General features: G+C 48.5%; 14 protein-coding genes. 5 read left to right on the top strand and 9 right to left on the bottom strand.

Annotation, left to right across the window (positions count from 1 at the left end; genetic code table 11):
- Positions 1-35: 35 nt before the first annotated feature.
- On the bottom strand, positions 36-2,333 hold the full coding sequence (locus BMZ72_RS02745; RefSeq protein ID WP_255373083.1) for a tetratricopeptide repeat-containing sensor histidine kinase: 2,298 nt from the start codon (positions 2,331-2,333) through the stop codon (positions 36-38).
- A 48-nt stretch (positions 2,334-2,381) separates the two neighbouring features.
- Positions 2,382-3,170: a response regulator transcription factor gene (locus tag BMZ72_RS02750; RefSeq protein ID WP_089805020.1), complete on the bottom strand. Its 789-nt coding sequence runs from the start codon at positions 3,168-3,170 to the stop codon at positions 2,382-2,384.
- 366 nt (positions 3,171-3,536) lie between these two features.
- Here BMZ72_RS02750 and BMZ72_RS02755 point away from each other — a divergent pair, with 366 nt between their 5' ends.
- Positions 3,537-6,725: a SusC/RagA family TonB-linked outer membrane protein gene (locus BMZ72_RS02755; protein WP_255373084.1), complete on the top strand. Its 3,189-nt coding sequence runs from the start codon at positions 3,537-3,539 to the stop codon at positions 6,723-6,725.
- 25 nt (positions 6,726-6,750) lie between these two features.
- Complete coding sequence (locus tag BMZ72_RS02760; RefSeq protein WP_089805022.1) at positions 6,751-8,322, top strand: RagB/SusD family nutrient uptake outer membrane protein; 1,572 nt, start codon at positions 6,751-6,753, stop codon at positions 8,320-8,322.
- Positions 8,323-8,331: 9 nt separating this feature from the next.
- Here BMZ72_RS02760 and BMZ72_RS02765 read toward each other — a convergent pair whose 3' ends face one another.
- Genes BMZ72_RS02765 through BMZ72_RS02780 form a run of 4 tightly spaced genes read right to left on the bottom strand, consistent with a single transcriptional unit; the run spans position 8,332 to position 14,934 of the window.
- Positions 8,332-10,245, bottom strand: coding sequence for a sialate O-acetylesterase (locus BMZ72_RS02765; RefSeq protein WP_089805024.1), 1,914 nt, complete (start codon positions 10,243-10,245; stop codon positions 8,332-8,334).
- Positions 10,242-11,345, bottom strand: coding sequence for a glycoside hydrolase family 43 protein (locus BMZ72_RS02770; RefSeq protein WP_089805026.1), 1,104 nt, complete (start codon positions 11,343-11,345; stop codon positions 10,242-10,244). Before BMZ72_RS02770 ends, BMZ72_RS02765 begins: the two co-directional genes overlap by 4 nt.
- A 31-nt stretch (positions 11,346-11,376) precedes the next feature.
- Positions 11,377-13,866 carry a glycosyl hydrolase 115 family protein gene (locus tag BMZ72_RS02775; RefSeq protein ID WP_089805028.1) on the bottom strand — a complete coding sequence of 830 codons (2,490 nt, stop codon included), beginning with the start codon at positions 13,864-13,866 and terminating at the stop codon, positions 11,377-11,379.
- Positions 13,867-13,899: 33 nt separating this feature from the next.
- Positions 13,900-14,934 carry a LacI family DNA-binding transcriptional regulator gene (locus tag BMZ72_RS02780; protein WP_089805029.1) on the bottom strand — a complete coding sequence of 345 codons (1,035 nt, stop codon included), beginning with the start codon at positions 14,932-14,934 and terminating at the stop codon, positions 13,900-13,902.
- Positions 14,935-15,343: 409 nt separating this feature from the next.
- Here BMZ72_RS02780 and uxuA point away from each other — a divergent pair, with 409 nt between their 5' ends.
- The 3 genes from uxuA to BMZ72_RS02800 all read left to right on the top strand — a co-directional run bounded on the left by uxuA (position 15,344) and on the right by BMZ72_RS02800 (position 20,470).
- Positions 15,344-18,121: a mannonate dehydratase gene (uxuA, locus tag BMZ72_RS36775; RefSeq protein ID WP_218155194.1), complete on the top strand. Its 2,778-nt coding sequence runs from the start codon at positions 15,344-15,346 to the stop codon at positions 18,119-18,121.
- A gap of 39 nt (positions 18,122-18,160) precedes the next feature.
- Entirely contained in the window at positions 18,161-18,910 is a 750-nt protein-coding gene (locus tag BMZ72_RS02795; RefSeq protein WP_089805032.1) for an SDR family NAD(P)-dependent oxidoreductase, read from the top strand.
- A gap of 141 nt (positions 18,911-19,051) precedes the next feature.
- Complete coding sequence (locus tag BMZ72_RS02800) at positions 19,052-20,470, top strand: PAS domain-containing protein (RefSeq protein ID WP_089805034.1); 1,419 nt, start codon at positions 19,052-19,054, stop codon at positions 20,468-20,470.
- Positions 20,471-20,533: 63 nt separating this feature from the next.
- Here BMZ72_RS02800 and BMZ72_RS02805 read toward each other — a convergent pair whose 3' ends face one another.
- The 3 genes from BMZ72_RS02805 to BMZ72_RS02815 all read right to left on the bottom strand — a co-directional run bounded on the left by BMZ72_RS02805 (position 20,534) and on the right by BMZ72_RS02815 (position 23,068).
- Positions 20,534-21,211 (bottom strand): phosphonatase-like hydrolase, encoded by a 678-nt coding sequence (locus BMZ72_RS02805; RefSeq protein WP_255373085.1) that lies wholly within the window; start codon positions 21,209-21,211, stop codon positions 20,534-20,536.
- A 48-nt stretch (positions 21,212-21,259) separates the two neighbouring features.
- Positions 21,260-22,405 (bottom strand): TIGR03364 family FAD-dependent oxidoreductase, encoded by a 1,146-nt coding sequence (locus BMZ72_RS02810; RefSeq protein WP_089805038.1) that lies wholly within the window; start codon positions 22,403-22,405, stop codon positions 21,260-21,262.
- A gap of 81 nt (positions 22,406-22,486) precedes the next feature.
- Positions 22,487-23,068, bottom strand: a complete 582-nt coding sequence (locus BMZ72_RS02815) for a helix-turn-helix domain-containing protein (protein WP_089805040.1) — start codon at positions 23,066-23,068, stop codon at positions 22,487-22,489.
- Between the last annotated feature and the right edge of the window lie 337 nt (positions 23,069-23,405).

Here is a 23,405-nt window from a genome sequence, read left to right on the forward strand (position 1 = left end):
ATCGCAATTTTATGCGGGGCTTCAGAAAAAGGTCCCTAGTCGGCATAGGCGTGGGCTTTTTCGCTGGTAGCAAAGTTCTGGTATTTGAATGAAATTCTGATAGAAAGGCCCGGATAATTATTGCTTAGCTCAAAAGTTCCATCCAGCTGCATGGCCAGTCCCTGCATGAGGCTCATACCGAGAGAAGCCGTGGCCAATGGGTCTTTTCCTTCGGGGATACCGACACCGTCGTCGCTGACGCTAAGTTCACAGGTATCTTCTGCGATCATCTGCAAAATGACGGAGATCCTTCCCTTACGGTTGTCCGGAAAGGCATATTTAATGGCATTGCTGACCGCTTCATTCAAAATGAGGCCCAGGGGTACTGCCTGGATCACATCGAGCGCTATAGGGTCGCAATTGACCTTAAAACTGATCTTTTTCTCTGTCTCGAAGCTATCCTTCATATACCCGATCATTTCGGGGATATACCAGTGCATATCGATCTTACCCAGGTTGTCTGTCTGATACAGGCGCTGGTGTATCAGCGACATGGAATACATCCGCTGCTGGCTGTTCCGGATGGCTGCCAGGGCGTCTTTATTATTCAGGTACTGGGACTGTGTGTTAAGGAGGCTGATGATGATCTGTAAGTTGTTTTTCACCCGGTGGTGAATTTCTTTCAGCAGCCATTCTTTCTCATCCAGCAGGCCTTTCAGGGCTTCGTTCTGGGCGTTGATCTCGTTCTGCTGGCTTTCCAGCTGGATGTTGGTCCGCTTTTTACTCCGGTAGCGGGCATACATCAGGGCGAGAAAGGCAATGAGGATGATCACACCGCCGATGATGACATAGCGGAAGACCTTTTCCTTTTGCAGGTCTGCTTCCTGCAGCTGGTTTTTCTGTACCAGGAGTTTGATGTCTTTATCTTTCTGCTCTGTTTCAAACTGGAGCTGAATCTGTCCTAATTGTCTGGATTGGGCCAGGTTCCGGGCGGAGTCAGAAAGCATCTTATGCTGCAGCATGTGTTTGATAGCGCCGGAGAGGTTGCCCCGGGCAGAGTCAGTTTTGTATTGCAGCAGGGACACCAGTGCATTACGTGATACGGAAGCTGGATAGGTGCGCTCCATGATCGCAAATGAATCGAGGTAATGTGCTGCTTCTGTATAATGGCCGGTTTTTGTCAGGTAGGAGGACATCGGGACACGTAGTTCCTGTTTCATGATCTCGTTCACCTGTCCGTAGATCCCCAGCATTTTCTGATAGTATTTCTCAGCATTACGGTAATCCTTCATGTTGAGATAAATCGTCACATACCGCATCATAAAGAATCCTTCATCATATATGTCGGCTACCGGATAACGGGTATAGGCGGCATTCAGACTGTCCAGCGCTTCGTCAAACCGCCTCATTTTGCCAAGGACCTCACCGATATTAAAGAGCAGGTTTTGTACACCGGGTATATCATTATTGATCCTTGAGATCCTGATTCCCTTCTGATAACATTCCAGGGCCTGTTTGTTATAGTCAATACTGTAGTAACTCATAGCAAGTCTGTTGTAGATAGTGGCCATGAGTGTACTGGAATCGCGTTGTTCTTCTCCTGTTTTCAGTGCCAGCAGGTTGTAGCGCAGGGCCTCAACAAAGTTGCTCTGCTCATTGTATACGCTACCCATGATGGCATAGATGCCCTGTAGTCTTTTATAGTTCAGTGTTTTGTATAAGCTTAGCGCATGATTCAGGTGTTTAAGTGCGTCTGCATGGTTTTGTTTCAGCAGATTGAGGTCACCCAGTACCTCGAGTAAGGTAGCTTCTTTTAACTGATCGCCAAGGTTGTGATAGATGTTGATACCTTTTTCATACAGCGCTATTTTAGGAGGGAGATCGGGATCGGAATTACCATAAGAAGCTCCCAGTTCTACAAGTGCATCTGCGTGCAGAAGTTCAGTGCCTGTACTGCTTAATATGTTGACCGCTTCCTCTGCCAGCGGACGGCTTTTGTCAGGATGTCCTTCTTCCCGAAATGCCATTGCCCGGAGTAGTTTACTCAGTCCCAGTCCCTGCTTATAATGTGTCGGTTTGCTGAGGACTTCTATACGTCCGGCAATATATCGAACACTGTCCATATCACTTTGTACAGCGCCAGGTTTTAGCAGCAGATTTTCAGCCTGGGTTCTAAGCCTGCTTATTTCCGCGATGGGCTGTTGCTGGTTATCGGACGCAGCGGCATCAGTCAACGCTGTTCCACAGGTAAGGAAAAGCAGGTTTATAATAAAGAATAACAGGCGGATACCGCCGGTATTGTGGTGATGATTCATATTGTTCACATACTCTTCCTGTGCGCAAAAAGAGCTCATTTGCCTGAAAATAAGGCGGAAAGATAACAAAAGCAAGGTGATTTTTTGCTAGAAAAAGGATGTCCGGAGTATTCCTTCTTTCTTGCTGATCTGTTGGAAGGCGGTAGGCGTCATCTTGAATTGCCGGAGAAAAGCCTTACCAAAACTGCTCTGGGAATTGAATCCGGTCATCAGGGCCACTTCAAATATTTTATATCCTGTACCTGTCAGTAATTCGATTGCTTTTTTCAGTCTGGTTTCCATGACCAGTTCATTGGGCGTCATATCAGACAGCGCTTTGATCTTCCTGTAGAGGGTAGGGCGGCTGATGTTCAGGAGCTTTGCCAGCAGGTCTACATCCAGGGCTGTGTTTTCGATGTTGTCGAGAATAAGGTGGTTCAGTGCTGCGAGAAAATCTTCTTCCGGTTTCGGGCAGTTGGCGGCTGCCATATGTCCCTGGGGATAGCGGGTATAATAGGCCCTGATCTTTTTGCGGTTGTTCAGCAGACTGCTGATCTGGGCTTTGAGGTGTTCGGAGGAGAAGGGTTTATCAATACAGGCATCTGCACCTGCTTTCAAACCATCCAGCTGTGATTGCGGTCTTTTTCCTACGGTAAGAAGAATCACGGGAATATGTGAATAGTGCAGGCTGGTTTTAACATGCAGACAGAGATCGAAACCGCTGAGCAATGGCGTTTGCATATCTGAGATGATGATGCGTACGGGATGACTTTCTATCATTTCAAGGGCATGTTGGCCGTTTTCAGCTGTAACGACGAGGTAATCCTTTCCCAGGTCCCTGGACAGCAGCTGTAATATGTCCCTGTTATTATCCACTATTAATAGTGTGTCTTGCATACGTGGTTCAGATAAAAGCGATAAATAAATGTATCAGTACAACGTTCCTGTTCATTTGATGGCCAGACTTCCGGGTCCATTATTCGGGTTCACTCCCTAAATTTACGCAACCGATTGTGATTTGAGAAATAATAACTAATTATTGATAAGGGATGACCAAAAAATCTGGCAATTTATAAGGTACTTCACACCTGAATTGACAGCGAGGACCAATATCAGCTCAAACTAAAAACGATTCCCGTATGAAATACTGTGTTCCCCGGAGAGCGCATTGTCTACTCATGGATCTACTCAATATGTGTTAAGTTGACAATATTTTTCTCCTGTTGATATATTATCATTTAAAAACTATCAATTCCCCGCGTTATGAAGCTTTCTTTACGAGCTTTTTTCCGGATGCGTCCGGCCCCCGGCAAACAGAAACGTGCGCTTCCGGTTTGGCTGACCACGATCGTGGCCATGTTGTTGCTGACCGGCGCCTATGCCCAAAACAACCCACCAGTCAGAGGTAAGGTACTGGATGAGACAGGGAAGCCCCTGTCCGGCGTTACCGTAGCTGTTAAAAACACATCCAGGGGTACTGTTACCGGCACTGACGGTTCTTACACTATCAATGCTACCGCAGGTGATGTACTGCTGTTCAGTTTTGTGGGGTATACAACCTCACAGGTAACGGTAGGCAGTGGTGCTAAATACGAGATCAGTCTGGCGCCAAATTCCCAATCCCTGGAGCAGATGGTGGTGATCGGTTATGGTGCACAGAAGAAAAGTTCCCTTACAGGGTCTGTGGCATCAGTGAACAGTAAGACCATTGCCGAACTGCCGGTAGTCAGTGTACAACAGGCCCTGCAGGGCCGTGTGGCTGGTCTGACGGTTACCAATAACGGTACACCCGGTTCCGATCCGATCATCCGTATCAGGGGGATCAGTTCTATCAGCTATGCTTCTGACCCTTTGTATGTGATCGATGGATTCCCCACTGCTAACCTCGCCAGTTTTGACAGCAGAGATGTGCAATCGGTAGAGGTGCTGAAGGATGCAAGTGCAGCGGCCATTTATGGTTCCCGTGCCACGAATGGCGTTATCATCATTACAACCAGGAAAGGGTCCCGTGATGGTAAGCCGCATGTCAACTTTGATTCCTATGTAGGTGTACAGTCAGCCTGGAAGACGATCGACCTGCTCAATACGCAGCAATACCTGCAATATGAGCGTGCATTGAACGGTGCTGCCGGTATTGCCAGACCTCCGCGTCTGGAAGATGCCAATTTCAATCAGCCGTTGTATGACGGTACTTCCCAGACCTTTGCACAGACCAATACGGACTGGCAGGATGCCTATTTCAGAAAGGCGCTGATCACGCAGTCAAATGTATCTGTGAGTGGCGGTAATGAAGCCTCCCGTTATTTTATGTCTGCCGGCCATCTGAAACAGGATGGTATTGCGCAGGGCGTTAATTATGAGCGCGGTAATTTCCGCATTAACTCAGAACATAACATCAGCAAGGTGTTTACGGTAGGAGAGAATGTATTACTTTCTTATTCCAAACAGCGCTATGATAATACTTCCGGTAACAGGACCCGCCTGGCCAACATTATCAGGGCATTGCCTTATCTGCCGGTGTATGATCCGACGACCAATGGCGGTTTCCGGAATGCAGAGAACAGTGTGGATGGCGCCGATCCTACCAACCCGGTAGAGGATGCGATCCTGCTGGGTAATGCACATCGTCAGGTATTCAAGTTACTGGGTACAGTGTATGCCCAGGTGAATCTTACACCCTGGCTGAATTTCCGTTCTACTTTCGGGGCAGATTATGTATCCAACTATCAACATGAATTCCTGCCTATTTACAATGATAAGGGCAGAAATGCGTCTGTTGCGACGATTAATGATCAGCGCTCCAACAGAACGACTTTGCTGTATACACAACAGCTGACTTTTGACAAGACCTTTAATAATCATCATTTTAATGCCGTAGCGGTGTATGAAAGACAGCAGGCAGACAATTTTGGTGAGACACAGTCTGGTAACCAGAGTACCAATGAACGGGAAACATTTGTTGGTGCTACGAATGTGACCGCTTTTTCTTCCCGTACTGCTACTTTGATACAATCGTATATCGGACGTCTGAGTTATGATTTCGCGGGTAAATACCTGCTGAGTGGTGCTATTCGTCGCGATGGCTTGTCTGTATGGGCGCCTGGCAAGAAGTTCCAGAGTTTCCCATCTGTGTCTGCGGGCTGGAAGATAGACCAGGAGCCTTTCCTGCAACCGGTAACGGCGATCTCTGAATTAAAACTCCGCGGTGGCTGGGGTATTACAGGTCTGAACGCAATCGGTATTTTCCCCGCTTTGCAGAATTCTATTCTGGGAAATGAATATCCCTGGCAGGCAGTAGTACAGGCCAATGGTGCGAGTTATCCTTTTGGCAATACCATTACTGTGGGTAATGCTTCTTATTACAATCAGCTGGCCAGCAGTGGTCTGGAGTGGGAGAAAACCAAACAGCTGAATATTGGTCTGGACCTGGGATTGTTCAATAACCGGGTCACTTTCACAGCTGAGTGGTACCGGAGACAAACGGATAACCTGATCCTGACGATTCCGACGCCTTACAGTTTTGGGTTTGGAGGTACAGGTTCAGAGCTGAATGCTGCTTCTATGAGGAATAACGGGGTGGACCTGCAACTGGGTTATAATAAAACTGGTGGCAGCTTTACCTGGAACCTGACAGGTAATATCGGGTTTATCAAAAACAAGATCCTCAGTCTGAATACTGCCAGTGCGACCATCGATGCTGGCGCGGATGCCGATTTTGGAAATGGTAATATGACCCGTACGGTAGGCGGACAGGCAATCCAGTCCTTCTATGGTTATGTGGTAGAAGGCATCTTCCAGAGCCAGGATGAAGTGAATAAGAGCCCGGTACAGATTGCAGGTACTGATCCTGCCAAATCTACTGCTCCCGGTGATATCAAATTCAAAGATCTGAATGGTGACGGTAAGATCACTGCGGATGACCGCACTTTCCTCGGAACCTATATTCCTAAGTTCACCTACGCGCTGAACTACAGCGGTAACTATAAAAACTTTGACCTCTCCCTGTTCTTCCAGGGCGTACAGGGTAATAAGATCTTCAATGGTACCCGCGTATTGCGTGAAGGAATGGCCCGTCTGTTTGGAGCAGGCGTGGAGGTACTGAATGCCTGGACACCGACAAATACAAATACGGATATCCCGAGGGCAGTCAGCGGTGATCCCAATCAGAATGCACGTGTATCAGACCGCTGGATCGAGAATGGTTCTTACCTGCGACTGAAGAACGTTATCCTGGGTTACTCGCTGCCGGCATCCGCGTTGCGTACGCTTACGCATGGTGCGGTCAGCAACTTCAGGGTGTATGTTTCTTCTCAGAACCTGCTGACCTTCACCGGTTATAAGGGATGGGATCCGGAGATCGGTTCCAAGAATACGACACTTACCAATGGTGTTGATTATGGTCAGTATCCTTCTGCAAGGTCATTCCAGTTTGGCTTACAGGTAGGTTTCTAAACAAGCGCAGTAAAAACGATCAGACATGAAAAAGAGTATTTCCTATAAACATATCATGGCGGCGCTTTTGACAGCAGCCATATTTACCAGCTCCTGCACGAAGGATCTGGATAAGACAAATCCCAGTTATGCAACACTGGATAATTACTTCAAAAACAGCGCTGAAATGCAGAAGGGCACGAATGCTATCTATTCTGCTTTTCATGCGGGTAACCTGGTGGGCAGGGAATGGTTTTTTGTACATGATCTCAGAAGCGACGATGTGTCATCAGGTGGCGGGCAGCTGGAAGTACCCAGGGCACAGATGCTGAATGGCGCCACTTCTTCTGATAATGCGGTGATGGCGAGTGTCTGGAGAGGATTGTATACCGTTATCCATCGTGCGAATACCGTGATCGGCAGTGCGCCGAATGTAACAGATAATGACGAGTTACGTGACCAGTGTGTGGCAGAGGCCAAGTTCTTCCGTGCCTGGGCTTATTTTGAACTGGTGACGCTATGGGGGGCTGTACCCCTGTATACAGTAGTTGTCAGTGCACCTGATCAGTTTCAGGCGAGAGCGGCGGTGGATGTGGTGTATACACAGATCATCAAAGATCTGACAGAAGCAGCCGGTGACTTAAAACCCAGCTATGGTGCTGCAGATCAGGGGAAGATCACTATTGGTGCTGCCAATGCGATGCTGGGCAGGGTGCAGTTACAGAAGGGCGATTATGCTGCTGCAAAAGATGCTTTGCTGAAAGTAACCGGTTCTGGTCTGTATCACCTGATGAACAATTACATGGATAATTTCCTGGAAGAAACGGAGTTCAATGCAGAGTCTATCTGGGAGGCTGTTTATTTCGATAGGGGCGATAATGGCTTTGATTGGAATGGCACCGGTGATGGAGCTGGTACTGCGCAGTCAACCATCCGTAATCAGGAGTATAGTCCGGTAGCCTGGAGAAACCTCATCCCTTCCAACAAGTTTCTCAACGAGTTTGAAAATACCGCTACAGGTGCTGCGAAAACTGATCCACGTTATGGTGGTTCTGTATACCAGACCGGCGATAAGTTCAACAATGATGTAGATGTGCTGACGGATGCGATGCAGAACGGTAATGCTTCTGTGGTGAATGGTGTTACGAAGAAAGTGAGCTGGCGTAAGTTTATGCTGATCTATAAGCAAAGTCTGTCAACTGCTTCCTATCATCCCGGTGGCAATAATCAGCGTATTATCCGCTATGCGGAAGTGTTGTTAATGCTGGCGGAATGTGAGAATGAACTGGGGAATACAGGTGCGGCAGTTGGATATCTGAATCAGATCAGGGACAGGGTATCTGTTGCTATGCCACATTATCCGACTGCGCAGTTCCCGGTGTCCAATAAAGACCAGGTGACAAAAGCATTGATGCATGAGAAGGTGGTAGAAATGGGCGGAGAAGAGATCCGTAACCGGGATATCCTGAGATGGCGGAAGAAGGGATATTTTACGACAGATCCCTTGTCTTATTTCAGGGCTAACAGGGATGAGCTGTTGCCCATCCCTCAGCAGGAAATTGATAACAACCCTCAACTGGGAGCTGGTGGCGTTGCCAAACAGAACCCGGGTTATTAAGCATTGGTGTCATAGATCTATATTCAATTCAAAAGGGGAGGCCGGGAGGCCTTCCCTGTTATATAAGTTAGGATTGTCGGGGTTGTCGGCCCATGCATACCGCACGCGTACCGGCGCTGTTATTGCCGGAGACCATACGATCACTGTATTTCCTTCCAGTTTTGTTTGTGCCCATACAAATTTTCCATCCTTTCCGGCAATCGCAAATTGTCCGGGTGTATTGCCATCATTGGTGATCAGGCCACTGCCGGTATTTGTAAAACTGACCACTACTTTATTGTCTTTGAGGCTTGCTTTTTCAACTAGCGGACCACTGGCTACCAGCTGTCCTTCACCATAGACCATTTTTCTGGCGAGTAAAGCCAGGCGGTCACCTACTTCTTTCTTGCTGTCAGGATGTACATCATTCCATTCTCCCAGGTCTATTGCGATGGCCATACCTGTATGCGGCATCGTTATGCTTTTACGCTGTGATTCTCTGAGGGTAGCCCAGTTGCTTTCGGACGGGAGGTATTGTACTTCCAGGAAGCCGGGGAGTTGTACGAAGAGTACGGGGAGTGCAGGGTTCTGCCATTTATTCCGCCAGTCATTGATCAGGGCAGGTAGCAATTGGCTGTATTCCTGTGGATTGCCCATGTTGCTTTCACCCTGGTACCATAAAGCGCCTTTGATGGTGTAGGGAATGACGGGTGCGAGCATGCCATTGTGCAGGGCGGTTGGGCAGTTAGTCTCCCTGAATGTTATTTGTGGCGGAGGCGTCTGGTAGACGGCACCCACCTTATACTGCCATTCGCCTTTGATATCAACTGTATCACTGACAGTGGCGATGTAATAAGGTTTATCAGGTATAAATCCGCCTTTACCCGCGTTGTTTGTTACCCGTACGACGATCAGGTTTTTCCCAGGTTTCAGTATGCCTGCCGGTAGGGTATATCGTCGCTGGGGATATTGGTAAGTGGTATTGCCGACCTTTTGTCCGTTTACGTATACCACATCTGCGTCAACGATCCTGCCGAGGCGCAGCATGGCGGATTTGTCCGTCATTGTTGCCGGTATCTCAATTTCCCGCCGGAACCATACGATGCCGTTCAGCTCCCGCACGCCCTGGTCGTTCCAGTAACCGGGAAGGGTGAAAGGGCGCCAGTGTTGGGGCGTATAGGATGGGTCGTACCAGGTGGGATGACTGTCCAGTCCTGCGTCAGCCAGTTCGGGTACCGCTGGCGCGGGTGGCGGTGTGATGGTTTCATTACTGCGGATGGTAGCCTGTATAGCAGGGAAGTCTTTGAGTCCTTCCTTACTGGTCCAGGCTTCAATGGGCGTACCGCCGACAGAAGCGTTGATCAATCCGACAGGGACGTGATAACGCTGGTAGAGATCGCGGGCAAAGAAGTAGGCTACCGCAGAAAAATCAGCCACGTTTGTGGGCGTGGCTGATTTCCAGTAAGCAGCCGATACGTCTTCCGAAGGCGCTTTCAGGTTAGCTGCCGGCGGGACTTTAAAGTGCCGGATCTCCGGGAAGTTAGCATTGGTTATGTCAAAGGCATAGCGTTCACTGTGCAGGCGCAGCTGGTGTTCCATGTTGGATTGTCCGGCGCAGAGCCATACATCTCCTACCAGGATCTCCCGGAGGACGATATGGTTCTTAGCCCTGATATCCATGGTAAAAGGGCCTCCCTGGCTCATGGGAGGGAGGGTGACGGACCACTTTCCATCCGGACCAGACGTGGACCTGATCTGTTTTCCCCGGAATGTTATCCTGATCTTTTCATGCGGTGAGGCCCAACCCCAGAGTTGCACCGGTGTGTCGCGTTGCAGCACCATACTGTCACCTACCAGCCGGGGGAGCCGTACCTGTGCGACTGAACGGGTATGCAGCAGGGAGAAGAGCAATGCGCCAGCGATGATGTAGCGATGGCGCGTCATAGTGATGGATTAATGGTTTGAATACTGCCGTCCTCATTGTAATGTAGTTCGGTGACCTTGACATTACGGAGGTAGGTTTTGCCGGATAACTGCACGTCATGATAGAACAGGTACCATTTGCCATCTTTTTCGATGATGGAATGGTGACTGGTCCATCCTTCCACCGGTTTCAGGATGACGCCTTTGTAGGTGAATGGTCCCCAGGGACTGTCACCAATGGCGTAACACAGGTTGTGGGTGTCGCCGGTGGAGTAGGAGAAGTAATATTTTCCTTTGTACTTATGCATCCAGGAAGCTTCGAAGAAGCGTTTGTCGTTGTCTTTTTCGTGGAAAGGCTGTCCTTTCTCATCCAGTATTTTTACTTCGTCGACAGGACCGTCGAAATGTTTCATGTCTTTGTCCAGCATCGCCATTCTGGGCAGGATGGCCAGTTCCTCCGGTTTACGGTTGCCTTTGGCTGAATCGTACTGGTTCCTATTCCAGCGTTGCAGTTGCCCTCCCCAGATGCCGCCGAAGTACATGTAGAATTTACCGTCATCATCTCTGAATACACAGGGATCGATGCTGTAACTACGTGGGATCGGTTCTTTTTCCGCGGTAAAGGGACCTTCCGGTTTGGGGCTGGTGGCTACACCGATGTGGAATACATCCTTTTTATCTTTTACCGGGAAATAGAGATAATACGTGCCGTTGATGTACGCCGCATCCGGCGCCCATAGTTGCCGGCCCGCCCAGGGAATGTCTTTGATGTCAAGCGCTACGCCGTGATCCGTAACGTGACCGCCGACAGCATCCATCGAGAGGACATGAAAGTCCTTCATATCGAAATGGCTGCCGAGATCATCTTCCGGGATACCGGTGGCGGTGTCATGGGAAGGGTAAATATAGATCCTGCCGTTGAAGACATGGGCGGAAGGGTCAGCGGTGTAGATATGGCTGACCAGGGGCTGGGAAAGATATTTCTTTCCGGTACTGTCAGCAGAGATAGCGGTCCGGGTACTATCGCCGGACTTTGACGAACCGGCCGGCTGACAACTATAACAGCCGAAAACCAGTGCCGCCGGGAGGATAAAAACAGGTGAAAATCTGAAAGCGCGCATATTTGAAAGTATTGAAGTGTCAGGGTAATTGTTAACGGGAGCCGGTGGCAGGCGGTGGCAGATATGTGTGCTGTAAACCGCCTGCGTCTACTACCAGCTGTTGCAGGACTATGCCCGGGGAGATCATCCAGTAACGGATGGTATGCCGGCCGGCTGCGCCTAATCTGTGGGAGGTCGTAGGGCGAAGGATATTTTCGGCCACCCATTTGTTCCAGTCCCCGTTTTCGTGCAGGGACATGACCACTGGGTCCTCATTATCCACAGAAATGGCATATTTAAGCCCTTTACCGCCCGTAAAGTCGAGCGTAGGGCTTATGAGTGCTGTAATCGTAACCAGGCCCGTATCGGGGCTGTTAATCACATATTCCAGGTATGGACTGTTTTTGCTAAGCGGAATTGTCTTTGTCACGGGAAAGGTGGTGATACCATCCCCGGTGCGGCCGATATCAGGAATTTGTTTCCAGGTGATGCCCGCTTTATTGACGGCTTTAGCGTAACTGGCAGCGGGCAGGGAATAATACCGGGAAGTATCTTTTGCTGATTGCGGCGTAGCTGGTACTGGCTGGTGCGTGGTAACATAAGTGACGGCAGGCATACTGTTATAGTCCGGTTGTTGCCAGTAGGTGTAACCGATATGTGTCTGATCCATCATGTGGTTCCATTTGCCGTCTGCCAGCTGGTGGTACTCCCTGGATAGGAGAGAGTCACTGATATATAGCCGTTTGGCTTTGTCTGCCCAGCTGTTGGCGCCGGAGTCCTGTTGCGCAGCAAGTTTCCTGTTCATGGCGACTGCATAGTACAGCTGATGTACGATGGTGAATGCTTTTACGGGGTGTAGCAGTAATTCGAAATAGGCGTCTTTATATGCCGGGGGAATGCTTGTGTATAGTTTTTCGGTTGTTGCCATGAGGGATTCCCATTCGTGTAATACGCGGGTCGCCTCATTATAGGCAGTCAGACTATACGTATCAGCGTTCAGCAGTTCTGGTTTTCGTCTGGCAGCGTATTGTCCGTAGAGACGCAGTATATCTCCGATCTGTTTTGCATAAGCGGCCCCGAATTGTTCCGCGGCCCATTGCGTGTAATAGTCTCTCAGGTTGTCCTCATGCCAGCGGTTTGTATCCCAGGCATAGTCCAGAAAAAAAGAGATGGGGAATTCCATCGGTTTGAGATCACCGACATTGACGATCCATATTTTGTCAGCGCCATAGGCTTTGGCGAGGTGCATCTGTTCCCATACGCGGGCGATATTGTTGGTATTGATCCATTTGTAGTTGCGTGGATCGCCGACGTAATCGAAATGGTAATAGATGCCATAACCGCCACCCCTGGGTGCTTCTCCGGGATGTGGCAGTTTACGGATATTACCCCAGTTGTCATCACAGAGCAGGAGGGTAACATCATCTGGTACGCGCATGCCTTTGTCATAGTAGTCCTGTACTTCTTTGTACAGGGCCCATAACTGGGGAGTGGCGGCAGCCGGTTTACCGGTAATGTTGCTGATGATCTGCCGCTGGTCTTTTACGATGCGTTCCAGCAGTGCGGTGGCGGTGCCTTCTGTCATGGGTTCATCTCCGTCGCCACGCATACCGATGGTTACAATACTTTCGTGATTGCGCATGCGTGTGATGCCTTTGTGCCAGAAATCGCGCAGGGTGGAGTCATTTTTTAGGTAATTCCATGGGCCTTTGCCGTATCGCCGCCATTCATCATGTGCGCGCAGCATCGGTTCATGGTGGGATGAGCCCATTACGATGCCCCATTTATCCGCCATCACGGGATTGAGGGTATCATCGTCATTGAATGCGTTGCCCCACATGGCGGGCCAGAGATAGTTCGCTTTCAGGCGTAGCAGCAGTTCAAACATCTGTTCATAGACCTTGTGATTGAAGCCGCCGAATTTCTCTCTGGTCCAGTTGGCGAATGCGGGCGCTTCATCATTGATGAAGATGCCCCGGTATTTTACAGCAGGTGTCGTGGATTGCCAGGAACTGTTTTTGACAAAAAGCGTTGTTTGTTTTTTAGCGGGTACGTCTGCCCACCAATACCAGGGAGAAACGCCAGCCTGTCTGGAGAGTTCTAATACGCCGTAGGCGGTACCCCGTTTATCACTGCCGGTAATGACCAATGCTTTTTTTACGTGCGGAAAGGGTGACTGGATGGTGTGTATACGATAGATTTCCCATTTGCCTTTCAGGGTGTTATAGTCTGCTTTTTTATTGCGTACAAGTGTTTTTATCGCGGCACTGTGACTGGTACCGACGATGACCAGGTATTCAGGCGCGTTTGCGATGTTATGTATGATAGCAGGCTTTTGACCGGTTATGCGCTCAATGTCTGTCTGTAGCAGAGTCGTTACTTTATTGACCAGCCAGTCGTCCGTACTGTCCACATAAATGGCAGCCGGGTTGGTATCGACCAGGGGGAAGTTGTTCTTATCCGTTCGGGTGGTCAGTAATTGCTGTGCATACAGGCACTGACCGAGGATCAACAGTAAGAGAATGTTGCTCAGTTTTTTCATAATGGGAATTATTCTATAACGGGTCCTTGTCTGCTACTTACTGCCTTTCTTCAGGGACGACGCTCTTACAATGAGTTCTGATCTTAGTATGATGGTATTGGTGCTGCTGATAAAGGAAACGTCTCTGACATGGTTGATCAGATGTCTGGCGGCTACCTGTCCCATTTCATACCCTGAATAATTGATCGTGGTCAGATTGGGTTCAATTACTTTTGTCACCGGGTCATTATTGAATCCGACGAAAGCGATATCCTGCGGGATACGGATGCCCTGTTCTTTCAATGCCAGCATACAACCTACCGCACAACTATCGTTGGCCACAAAGATGCCGTCGGGTAGTGGCTTCATCTTCAGTATCTTACCGGCCGCCTGGGCGCCCGCTTCCTGGCTCAGGTCTGTAATGAGCACATAATCTTCCCTGAACTTTATTTTATGTTCGTCCAGCGCTTCTTTATAACCTTTTAGTCTGTCTTTATAAACGTTCTGTACTGTGGGTGCTGTGATATGCAGGATCCTGCGACAGCCCTGATCTATCAGGTGCCGGGTGGCGTTGTAAGCCGCCTGGCGGTTGTCTATCAGAATATTGACAGAGCTTTCATGTTGTTGTACACGATCGAAGAAAATGACCGGTATATTCTTTCTGAAAAAATTATCAAAGTGGCTTAGTTCTGTTGTGTCTACGGCCAGTGAAACCAGCAGACCGTCTACCCGGCTGTCAAACATTGTCCGGGCGCTGGCGGCTTCTTTTACAGAAGACTCTGAGGACTGTGCAATGAGCAGGGAGAAATTCTGTTCATTGGCAGCGGTTTCAATACCGGCGATGACAGAAGACATAAAGTGGCTGTTCAGTCTGGGAACAATGATGCCGAAGGTATTGGTCTTCTGGTTCCGCAGACTACGTGCAAAGTGGTTACTACGATAGCCCATTTGTTCAGCAAGATCAAGGATCTTCTTTTTGGTTTTCTTGCTGATGGTAGGATGGTCCTGCAAGCCACGGCTGACCGTGGTAGCGGAAATATTCAGTTCCCGGGCGATGTCATATATGGTCACCTCTCTTTCGTTTGCCATAAATGTCGGATATCTGTATAAGGTAATTGAATTGGGAGAGCTGCTCACCGGCACTCATATCGTGGACACATTTATCAGCACAATCGCTTGTGTGGTTTAAATGTACAGCTAAAGTAAACTTTTTTAGAAAATAAATTACACAATCGGTTGCAATTTTAGAAATTGTCTTTATTTTAGAAGTGTAGAATGAAGTGAGTTCCCGTTTTGAAGACATATTCCCGGAAAAGAAAAATTAAGCATTAACAAACAGACTTTAAGAACCGGAATGTAGTGAAGTGCAATTGCGCATTGCGTTATTGATTAGTATGCGCATTACATGGGCATTGGTGTTTTACTGATACATATATAACCATCCCTTTTTAATGTGCTGTGGTTCATGATTCATCCCTGATAAAATTACATAGACATTATGCAGATGGAACAAACGATGCGTTGGTTTGGTCCCGGGGATACTGTGCCCCTGCGATATATCAGACAGGCTGGTTGTACCGGTGTCGTAACAGCATTACACGATATTGCGCCGGGTGAGGTATGGCCGGTGACGGCCATTATGGAACGGCGTCAGCTGATTGAAGCAGCGGGTATGACCTGGACGGTAGTGGAAAGTTTGCCGGTGAGCGAAGATATTAAACGTCAATCGGGCGATTATCTCCGGCATATAGAGAATTATAAGGAAAGTCTGCGGAATCTGGTTGCCTGTGGTATCAGGGTGATCACCTACAACTTTATGCCTGTACTGGATTGGGTACGTACACATACTGATTATCCAATGGAAGATGGCAGTCGGGCCTTATATTTTGAACGCGCCGCATTTATTGCATTTGATCTGTTTCAGTTACAAAGGCCGGATGCAGCGGATGACTATGATGCCGCGACGATCAAAAAGGCCCGTCTCCGGTATGAGAAGATGCCGGCAGGAGAACGGGAAAGGCTTTACAGGAATGCTTTGCTGGGATTACCGGGAACAGATGGACAGTTCACGGTGGAAGAGGTCTTACATGCATTGGCTACTTATAAAAACATAGATGCAGATAAATTGCGGAGGCATCTTTGTGCGTTTTTGTGCGCTGTTACGCCTGTTGCTGAGTCCCTGGGTTTACAGCTGGCCATTCATCCGGATGACCCGCCTTATCCGGTACTGGGATTGCCCCGCGTTGTCAGTACAGAAGCGGATGTACAGTATCTGTTTGATGCCGTACCATCCGTTGCCAATGGTTTGTGTTTTTGCACCGGTTCATTTGGAGCGAGAGCAGATAATGATCTGCCGGGCATGATACAGCGACTGGGTGATCGTATTGTATTTCTGCATCTGCGGAATACTAAGAGAGATGCGGAAGGCAATTTTTATGAAGCGGCTCATCTTGCAGGAGATGCCGATATGTATGTGATTGTGAGTGAAATTGCCCTGCTGATGCAAAAGCGAAATGCATCGATTCCTATGCGTCCTGACCATGGGCATCAGATGCTGGATGATCTTGACAAAACTACTTATCCGGGATATAGCGCTATTGGCAGACTAAAAGGGCTTGCTGAACTGAGAGGTCTGGAGACCGGCGTATTAAGGCATCTGTTCACGTTATTGGTTCTATTACTGACGGCTTTTTCTATGCCAGTCCCCGCACAACAGAACGCCGGTCATCCAGCACTAAAGCAACAGGGCAGCACGGTACAATTGATGGTGAAAGGCGCTCCTTTTCTGGTAAGGGGAGGAGAGCTGGGTAATTCAAGCGCTTCCAGCATTGGCTATATGCAGGATCTCTGGAATACGCTCGAACAAATGCATCTGAATACCGTGCTGACGCCTGTTTACTGGGAACTGACAGAGCCTGTGGAAGGTCGGTTTGATTTCACTGTGATTGACAGCATTATCTATCAGGCGCGTCGTCATGACATGCACCTGATCCTGTTGTGGTTTGGTTCCTGGAAGAATAGTATGAGTTGTTACGTCCCGCACTGGGTGAAGAAAGATCCGCAGCGATTTCCCAGGGCCCTAAAAAGCGATGGAACCGGACAGGAGATCTTATCGGCTTTTAGTCCGCAGAACCTTGCCGCAGATGTAAAGGCATTCCGTGCCCTGATGCAGCACATCCACGAGACGGATGCCGGTTATAGTACCGTCGTTATGATTCAGGTAGAGAATGAGATCGGATTTCTGCCGGAGGCGAGAGAACATACACCCGCTGCAGATGCGGCTTATAGAGGGCTGGTGCCAGCTGCACTGATGGCGTATCTGCAAAAGCATAAAAATGAGTTGGTGCCGGAACTGAAAGCACATTGGTCGCAAAGTAGTTATCTGACAAAGGGTACCTGGGAACAGGTATTTGGTAAGAGTATTGCTACTGAGGAGCTTTTTCAGGCATGGCATTATGCGCAATATACCAATACGGTGGCCAGTGCGGGTAAAGCAGCGTACGCGTTGCCGATGTTTGTCAATGCTGCGCTGAATCACCGGAATGTGGCGCCCGGTCAGTATCCCAGTGGTGGGCCGCTGCCACATCTGATAGATATATGGCATGCGGGAGCACCCGCAATAGATATCTTATCTCCTGATTTTTATAATCCCCGATTTAAGTATTACAACGATCTTTATGTAAGGAGGAATAATCCCCTGTTCATTCCGGAGATACGTTTTGAGGCGTCAGACGGTGCTAAGGCATTGTATGCGGTAGGACATTATCAGGCAATGGGTTTTTCTCCGTTTTCAATAGAATCTACGGCTCAACCAAAAGCTGAAACGATCGCAAAAAGCTATGAGCTGTTGCAACAATTGTGGCCGGTAATTGCGACGTATCAGGGTTTGGGTAAGATGGAAGGTGTTTTGCTGGATACAACGGACCTGCGCCAGGAGATCGTTTCCGGTCAATATATCCTTTCTGTTGCACATGATGGAACCCTGGGCTGGACGGGTATTCCGAAGGAAAAATGGCCGGAGGGCGGTGGGATCATTATCCATACCGGAGAAGATGAATTCATTGTAACGGGTACCGGTATTGTCATGACGTTTGGTACGAGTGACAAAACAGCTCCGCTGGTGGGGATACTGGAAGCCTGCGAAGGTGTTTATGCAGATGGGAAATGGATGCCTGGCAGAAGATTGAATGGTGATCAGACACACCAGGGGCGCCATATCCGTATTCCTTTGGGAGAATGGGGAATTCAGCGGATAAAGTTATATCGTTATAAATAAACAGGTCTCTTCTATATACATTGATCATTCCACGAAAAGATGAATACGACAAAGAAACTGGCAATCGTTACCGGCGGTGGTTCCGGCATCGGATTCGCCATCGCAACACAGTTTGTTCAGCATGATATTTATACGGTTCTCGTAGGCCGGGACGAGCAGAAATTGCGGCGTGCCTGTGAAGAGCTGGGTCCCAACAGTGAATGTTATTCCTGCGATCTGAGTGATCTGCATGCTATTCCTGTTATGGTTGACAGGATCATCGCCCGCTACGGTCATATAGATATATTAGTTAACAATGCCGGCATCAATATGAAGAAATCGTTTACGGACGTGACAGACGATGAATTTCAGGCTATTATGCAGATAAATGTGACCGCGGTTTTTGCTTTATCCCGCGAGGTGGTCAAACATCAGCTGGATAAAAAGGTAGGCGGTTGTATCATTAATATCAGCTCTATGGCTTCGCAGTATGGCATTCCAAAGGTGATTGCCTACACGGCTTCAAAATCGGCGATAGAGGGTATGACAAAAGCGATGGCAACAGAATTATCGCCTTATGGCATCCGGATCAACTGTATCGCGCCGGGGTTTATTGCGACAGATATGAGTGCGAAGGCCCTGGATGCTGATCCTGAAAGAAAAGCGAAGGCATTGGGACGAACCCCGCTGGGGTATCTGGGACAGCCGGCAGATATTGGTGCAGCGGCTTTATTTCTGGCCTCCGATGCAGCGCAATATATTACCGGTGTCGTATTGCCGGTGGATGGCGGGAATGCAGTCGGATTCTAAAGAAATATGGAAGGCTGTAGTTGGGACCAGATATTTATCATGATAAGAATATAAAAGGTGCTGCAAAAGTTGCATAATTCAGGCGATTGACTACATTTACAATCGCATTTTCGTAGCGTTGTCCTATACTGTTACCTTGTTATGATGAGTTCGGAAGAAATGAGGTCGTCATTCGATCTCTATAACTACAGTCCTGTTCCTATGTGGCTGTATGATATCAACAGTTTGCAAATACTGGCTGTCAATGATGCCGCCTGTAGAGAATATGGCTATTCCCGTGAGAAATTCCTTTCTCTGAAAGTGGATGTGTTATGGCATGCGCTTTACTCCAGTGCCATGATGGACCTCATCAATACTGCGGCCAGGCAAAGATTGCCTTATATGGGGACCGTGAAATTCATCACCCGTAAGGGCGATATGCTGATTGTAGATCTCCAGGCAACACCTATGACGGCGTGGCATGAAGATGCGCGTATTGTATCGGCGATCAATGTGACCGAACGCGAGCGGGCCAAGGAAACGGAGCGGCAACTGAGACTGAGTAACGAGCGCTTCAATTATGTCAGCAGGGCCAGTAACGAGGCGATTTACGACTGGGACCTGACGGCTGACAATATTTACTGGGCGGATGGTTTCTGCCGCGTATTCGGGTATCCGCTGGACCGTAAGCCTTATCCCCTTAAAAGCTGGTCCAGGATGGTGCATCCGGACGATCTGCTGAAGACCCGGGAAAGCCTGCGTTGCGCCCTGCAGGATATGCATACGATCTACTGGCATTCGCAGTACCGTTTCCGGCATTCCATGAGTACCTATCTGTTCGTCGAGGAAACCGGTTATATCATCAGAAACAAAGAGGGAAGGGCTGTCAGAATGATTGGTACGCTCCGGGATATTACTACTCAGCGGGAAACTTCGGCAGCATTGGAGGCCTCTGAGAAACGCTATAGTGATCTTTTCCATCTAAGCCCATTACCGATGTGGGTGTATGATATGCAGACCTATCAGTTCCTCGACGTAAATAAGGCTGCTGTAACGTTTTATGGGTATAGCCGGGAGGAATTCCTATCTATGACGCTCCGGGATGTCAGGAAGCCTGAAAACAGGCATGAAGTGGATGAAATTGTCAGAGAGCGGATCAAGCCAAGGGAGTACCATTCAGCTATTGTGCAGCATGTGAAGAAATCAGGGGAGGAGGTTGTGGTCAATGTGAGTGGCAATTCCATTGCATATTGTGATAAGGAGGCGCGGGTTGTGGTCGCATTTGATATCACAGAGAAGCGGAAGTATATCAGTGCGATAGAAGAACAAAACGCCCGGCTGGAGGAAATCACCTGGACGCAGGCACATCTTGTAAGAGCGCCGCTTGCACGTATCATGGGAATTACACAGTTACTGGGAGATGCCGGGGTAGATGTGGCGACGAAAGAGACGTTGTTGTCTTATCTGCAGGTCTCTGCAACGGAGCTGGATGATATTATCCGGAAGATCATTCAGAAGAGTCAGGAGGTAACAGAGAAACATAATTATTTGCCATCTGAGCTAACGGGATGTCAAAAATAAATGCCGGACATGAGTGAGACCACCGTTCCGGCACTGCCTATAACAGATGCATGAACATGTATTTTAGCGCAACAGCGGCAACAGTTCCATCAGGTTGTTGATAATATAGTCCGGATGGGCGGTTTCCAGCTGTGCCTGCGTATGTGCACCGGTGGTGATACCGATGCTCAGTCCGCAGCCTGCATTTTTCCCTTCTTCAATATCAATTGCAGAATCTCCCACTTTTACAACTTCACTACCATCGGTGATATGAAACAGCTGCATGGCATGCAGGATCATATCCGGTTCTGGTCTGTTATGAGGTACATCACTGGCGGTCACCAATGCGTCATATTCAACGCCTTCCTGCCAACCTATTTTATGCAAAATAGCACTTGCTGTTTTTCTGTCGTAACCGGTATTTAAGATCGTCCGGATATTCTTCTCTTTTAATGCGGCCAGCAGTTCGACAGCATTGGACTGCGCAAGGATCTGCTCCTGTGCGTAAGCTGCGGTTAGTTGTATGATGAAGTGTTCATAGATGGTAGCTGTTAACTGTTCATCTGCCACGCCTGCATATGCAGAAAGCACGGAGCGGATGGCCTGTTTCTTTTCCTTACCTGCGCCTTCGGCCAGCACCTGTGCAAGTGTGAAACTAAATCCTGCTTCGTTGATAGCATTCCTTAAAGTTTTGTATACCAGATTATCTTCATTGATGGTCGTACCGGCCATGTCAAAGACAACCATTTTTATTTTTTGCATTGCTGAGAGTAATTGATGGTGTGAAAGATGGATCGCTGTCAGCCTGGTTTAAAGCGTGTTTACAGGGATCTCTCCGTTGATGACTTCTTCTGCAAGTCCGAAGGAAAGCGTCATACCGTTACCGCCGACACCGTTGATGATGGTAACGCCTGCTTCCGGACTTAATACCAGTTCGGTGCTGTCGTTCGTCATTTTGGGATAAAAGCCTACCCAGTGCTGGATGATCTGAGATGATTGCAACTGTGTGAATGTGCCGAGATAATTAATAATCATCTGGTCGATGAAACCACGGCTGAAGGGATCGTGTGTCAGACCGTATTCATGTGAGTCACCGATGGTGAGTTCGCCATATTGGTTCTGCGATACCATCACATGAATGCCCCATTTTAACTCTTCTGCGTACTGTTCCTCGTAACGTTTTTTCAGGGCTGGCAGTGAGGCGGCCGACTGAAAGCCGGGATAATGTACCATGGAGAGTCCGCCACAGAGGGACGGGCCGATACGTTGTCCTTCCGCGAGGGCAGCAGCACGCATCATCTGTAATTTACATTTGGTCAGACTCAGTTGACGGAAAGTATCCGGATAAAGTGTTTCAAAGTCTACGCCGCTGCATACGTAGATCTGGTCGGCTTCCCATTGCTGGTTGCCCGAAAAGACGGCCGGATAGCTGATCTTATGAATGGCGGTATGCCAGTGAAAGCGGATGTTGTATTTCTTTTCCAGGAAAGCGGCTACCTGTCCGATCGCTTCCCGTGCTTCCACGATCATTTCGTCCGGACTCCAGAGTGCACCGAGTAATCCTTCCCGGTTGATGGATGGAGATTTCTCCAGTGCTTCCGCCGGCGTCAGGAGTGCACAGTTACGTTCAGCGGCGTTGGCGCTAACATACTCGCGGATCGCCTGTAGTTCGTCGTCATGATAGGCCAGGTGCAGGGAGCCCACCGGGTCGTGCCAGATGCCGGCCTCTTCGCAGATGGATTGCCATATTTCCCGGGAACGTCTGGCTCTTTTATACAGTTTTCCTGATGGCTGACCGATCGGCCATATCATCCCGAAGTTCCTGATGGACGCGCCTACGGCACGTTCGTCCCTTTCAAATACTTCGACTTCAAAACCTTTTAGCGCAAGTGCTCTGGCAGTTGCCATACCTACGATGCCTGCGCCGATAACGATGGCTTTCTGTTGCTGTGTCATAACTATAAAAAAAGATAAACAAAGTTTAGCTAAACTAAACTTTGTTTATCATCAGTTTACACGAGCGGTATTAATTTTTTATTAAGCCTCCTTATTTTCAAAGAAGTAAATGACGAGCATAATGGCGTTGGCAGTGCCGGTATTCTTTGGTGTATGGGAGATGCGGCCGTCAAAAAGGAGGGAATCTCCTTTGGACAGGAGGTAGGCGTCACCACCGATATTGTATTCCACATCGCCGCTGATCATGTATTTGTATTCAAAGGCTTCGGTCTGGACCATGGGTCGATTGGCACCGGGTTCGAGTTCCAGCAGGACAATGTCTACAGTTCCTTTATTAACGGACTGGGTAAAGATGCGTTTGTAGAAGAAGCCGATGGCGTCTTCCTTTTCAAACGGATCATAATCAGCCGGTTTTTTGACCAGTACAAGCGGTTGTTCGCTGGTGGTACTGATATCTTTAAAAAACACATTGAGATCAATTTCCAGGGCTCTGATAATGTCTATGAGGACGATCAGGGAAGGAATGGTACGGCTGTTCTCAATCTGTGAGATCAGGCCTTTACTGACCTTGGCGCGGTCGGCCAGGTCCTGCACGGTAATGTTCTTTTCGCGTCGTTTTTCTTTTATCCTGTTGCTGATCTGAACTAAAGTGTCCTCTTTCATTATGAATGATATTAAACCGGGATGACCGGGCTGTAAATTACATATTATAATAAAAGCGAAGGAGGGAAGACGGTTGTTATCCTACTGTGGAGATAAAATAGTATCAGTTTTGATTTGGAGGTGTTCGGTCGTTTGTGAAATATGACATTGATTATCATATTGTTGAGATTTATTTGTGCTAAAGCGTGGGTCAGAATTTACGCCATACCCGACGTATACATGCTTCATACACGACGTATATACGACGCATCTATGCCTGATCTATAACGTAAAAGGCAGCTGGAAATGATACTTTTTTCGCAGCTGCCTTTTGGCGTTATTTATTTTCCTGACAGAT

Source organism: Chitinophaga sp. YR627 (assembly GCF_900114995.1).
Lineage (GTDB): Bacteria > Bacteroidota > Bacteroidia > Chitinophagales > Chitinophagaceae > Chitinophaga.

Excerpts from the sequence above, each read along its gene's own strand:
- BMZ72_RS02745 (WP_255373083.1), bottom strand. The coding sequence starts at position 2,333 with ATGAGCTCTTTTTGCGCACAGGAAGAGTATGTGAACAATATGAATCAT.
- BMZ72_RS02750 (WP_089805020.1), bottom strand. The coding sequence starts at position 3,170 with ATGCAAGACACACTATTAATAGTGGATAATAACAGGGACATATTACAG.
- BMZ72_RS02755 (WP_255373084.1), top strand. The coding sequence starts at position 3,537 with ATGAAGCTTTCTTTACGAGCTTTTTTCCGGATGCGTCCGGCCCCCGGC.
- BMZ72_RS02760 (WP_089805022.1), top strand. The coding sequence starts at position 6,751 with ATGAAAAAGAGTATTTCCTATAAACATATCATGGCGGCGCTTTTGACA.
- BMZ72_RS02765 (WP_089805024.1), bottom strand. The coding sequence starts at position 10,245 with ATGACGCGCCATCGCTACATCATCGCTGGCGCATTGCTCTTCTCCCTG.
- BMZ72_RS02770 (WP_089805026.1), bottom strand. The coding sequence starts at position 11,345 with ATGCGCGCTTTCAGATTTTCACCTGTTTTTATCCTCCCGGCGGCACTG.
- BMZ72_RS02775 (WP_089805028.1), bottom strand. The coding sequence starts at position 13,866 with ATGAAAAAACTGAGCAACATTCTCTTACTGTTGATCCTCGGTCAGTGC.
- BMZ72_RS02780 (WP_089805029.1), bottom strand. The coding sequence starts at position 14,934 with ATGGCAAACGAAAGAGAGGTGACCATATATGACATCGCCCGGGAACTG.
- uxuA (WP_218155194.1), top strand. The coding sequence starts at position 15,344 with ATGCAGATGGAACAAACGATGCGTTGGTTTGGTCCCGGGGATACTGTG.
- BMZ72_RS02795 (WP_089805032.1), top strand. The coding sequence starts at position 18,161 with ATGAATACGACAAAGAAACTGGCAATCGTTACCGGCGGTGGTTCCGGC.
- BMZ72_RS02800 (WP_089805034.1), top strand. The coding sequence starts at position 19,052 with ATGATGAGTTCGGAAGAAATGAGGTCGTCATTCGATCTCTATAACTAC.
- BMZ72_RS02805 (WP_255373085.1), bottom strand. The coding sequence starts at position 21,211 with ATGCAAAAAATAAAAATGGTTGTCTTTGACATGGCCGGTACGACCATC.
- BMZ72_RS02810 (WP_089805038.1), bottom strand. The coding sequence starts at position 22,405 with ATGACACAGCAACAGAAAGCCATCGTTATCGGCGCAGGCATCGTAGGT.
- BMZ72_RS02815 (WP_089805040.1), bottom strand. The coding sequence starts at position 23,068 with ATGAAAGAGGACACTTTAGTTCAGATCAGCAACAGGATAAAAGAAAAA.